The sequence below is a fragment of the Motilimonas sp. E26 genome (genome assembly GCF_021278025.1).
Lineage (GTDB): Bacteria > Pseudomonadota > Gammaproteobacteria > Enterobacterales > CBDFNC01 > Motilimonas.
The window spans coordinates 1-3120 of the sequence record NZ_JAIBHJ010000054.1 but is presented as its reverse complement, the minus strand read 5'-3'; the positions used below and the strand labels follow the sequence as shown (position 1 = coordinate 3120).

The 3120-nt window shown below is 50.8% G+C and carries 1 rRNA gene; it reads left to right on the top strand.

The window, feature by feature from the left end:
• Positions 1-218: 218 nt before the first annotated feature.
• Positions 219-3108, top strand: a 23S ribosomal RNA gene (locus K1M91_RS20910).
• The last annotated feature ends 12 nt before the right edge of the window (positions 3109-3120 follow it).

Sequence of the window (3120 nt, the reverse complement as noted above, 5' to 3'; positions counted from 1 at the left end):
AAACGCAAGTTTTGATGATGTTCAATACCGATACTTCTTAGCAATAAGAAGTTATCAAGCAAACAAAATGATAACGCAGCAATGTGTTATCGCTAAGCGTAAAAACTTAGCACAGGTAATCCAGTAGGGTTACCAAACTTGTTCGCAAGTGTCTTGTGTAATATCTAGGCAAATGACGTTCAATCGTCAAACAATAGAACACCTTTTAGGTGTTGTATGGTTAAGTGAATAAGCGTGCACGGTGGATGCCTTGGCAGTCAGAGGCGATGAAGGACGTGGAAGTCTGCGAAAAGCGTGGGGGAGTTGACAACAAGCGTTAATCCCACGATGTCCGAATGGGGAAACCCACCTGTTTACAGGTATCACATGTTGAATACATAGGCATGTGAGGCGAACCGGGAGAACTGAAACATCTAAGTACCCCGAGGAAAAGAAATCAATTGAGATTCCGGCAGTAGCGGCGAGCGACCCCGGATTAGCCCTTAAGCTTTATTGGTGTTAGTGGAAGGCTCTGGAAAGTGCCACGATACAGGGTGATAGTCCCGTACACGACAATGCCTTTAAAGTGAAATCGAGTAGGACGGCACACGTGAAATGCTGTTTGAATATGGGGGGACCATCCTCCAAGGCTAAATACTCCTGACTGACCGATAGTGAACCAGTACCGTGAGGGAAAGGCGAAAAGAACCCCTGTGAGGGGAGTGAAATAGAACCTGAAACCGTGTACGTACAAGCAGTGGGAGCGGACTTGTTCCGTGACTGCGTACCTTTTGTATAATGGGTCAGCGACTTAATTTTAGTAGCAAGGTTAACCGCATAGGGGAGCCGTAGGGAAACCGAGTCTTAACTGGGCGCCATAGTTGCTAGGATTAGACCCGAAACCCGGTGATCTAGCCATGGGCAGGTTGAAGGTGCCGTAACAGGTACTGGAGGACCGAACCGACTAATGTTGAAAAATTAGCGGATGACTTGTGGCTGGGGGTGAAAGGCCAATCAAACCGGGAGATAGCTGGTTCTCCTCGAAAGCTATTTAGGTAGCGCCTCGTGTCTCACCATTGGGGGTAGAGCACTGTTTCGGCTAGGGGGTCATCCCGACTTACCAACCCGATGCAAACTCCGAATACCAATGAGTGCAATCACGGGAGACACACGGCGGGTGCTAACGTCCGTCGTGGAAAGGGAAACAACCCAGACCGTCAGCTAAGGTCCCAAAGTACTAGCTAAGTGGGAAACGATGTGGAAAGGCTCAGACAGCCAGGAAGTTGGCTTAGAAGCAGCCATCTTTTAAAGAAAGCGTAATAGCTCACTGGTCGAGTCGGTCTGCGCGGAAGATGTAACGGGGCTAAGCTAGTCACCGAAGCTACGGATGCATGCTTGCATGCATGGTAGAGGAGCGTTCTGTAAGCCGTTGAAGGGAAAGCTGTAAGGCATCCTGGAGGTATCAGAAGTGCGAATGCTGACATGAGTAACGATAATGCGGGTGAAAAACCCGCACGCCGGAAGACCAAGGGTTCCTGTCCAACGTTAATCGGGGCAGGGTGAGTCGACCCCTAAGGCGAGGCCGAAAGGCGTAGTCGATGGGAAACGGGTTAATATTCCCGTACTTGGTGTTATTGCGATGGGGGGACGGAGAAGGCTAGGTGGGCCAGGCGTTGGTTGTCCTGGTTCAAGTGCGTAGGCGGAAGACTTAGGAAAATCCGGGTCTTTGTTAACGCTGAGACACGATGTCGAGTCACTAAGGTGATGAAGTCATTGATGCCATACTTCCAGGAAAAGCCTCTAAGCTTCAGATAACATCGAATCGTACCCCAAACCGACACAGGTGGTCGGGTAGAGAATACCAAGGCGCTTGAGAGAACTCGGGTGAAGGAACTAGGCAAAATGGTACCGTAACTTCGGGAGAAGGTACGCCGGTGTTGGTGATGGGACTTGCTCCCTAAGCTGACGCTGGTCGAAGATACCAGGTGGCTGCAACTGTTTATTAAAAACACAGCACTGTGCAAAATCGTAAGATGACGTATACGGTGTGACGCCTGCCCGGTGCCGGAAGGTTAATTGATGGGGTTAGTTTTCGGACGAAGCTCTTGATCGAAGCCCCGGTAAACGGCGGCCGTAACTATAACGGTCCTAAGGTAGCGAAATTCCTTGTCGGGTAAGTTCCGACCTGCACGAATGGCGTAATGATGGCCACGCTGTCTCCACCCGAGACTCAGTGAAGTTGAAATCGCAGTGAAGATGCTGTGTACCCGCGGCTAGACGGAAAGACCCCGTGAACCTTTACTATAGCTTGGCAGTGAACATTGACCCTACATGTGTAGGATAGGTGGGAGACTTAGAAGCGGCGTCGCCAGATGTCGTGGAGTCAACCTTGAAATACCACCCTTGTAGTGTTGATGTTCTAACCATGGGCCCTGAATCGGGTCTTGGGACACTGTCTGGTGGGTAGTTTGACTGGGGCGGTCTCCTCCCAAAGAGTAACGGAGGAGCACGAAGGTTGGCTAAGTACGGTCGGACATCGTACGGTTAGTGTAATGGTATAAGCCAGCTTAACTGCGAGACAGACACGTCGAGCAGGTACGAAAGTAGGTCATAGTGATCCGGTGGTTCTGAATGGAAGGGCCATCGCTCAACGGATAAAAGGTACTCCGGGGATAACAGGCTGATACCGCCCAAGAGTTCATATCGACGGCGGTGTTTGGCACCTCGATGTCGGCTCATCACATCCTGGGGCTGAAGTCGGTCCCAAGGGTATGGCTGTTCGCCATTTAAAGTGGTACGCGAGCTGGGTTTAGAACGTCGTGAGACAGTTCGGTCCCTATCTGCCGTGGGCGTTTGAGAATTGAGATGGGCTGCTCCTAGTACGAGAGGACCGGAGTGGACGAACCGCTGGTGTTCGGGTTGTTATGCCAATAGCATTGCCCGGTAGCTAAGTTCGGAATCGATAACCGCTGAAAGCATCTAAGCGGGAAGCGAGCATCAAGATGAGTTCTCACTGACCCCTTGAGGGTCCTAAAGGGCCGTTGGAGACTACAACGTTGATAGGCAGGGTGTGTAAGTGTTGTAAGGCATTGAGCTAACCTGTACTAATGACCCGTGAGGCTTAACCATACAACACCTAAG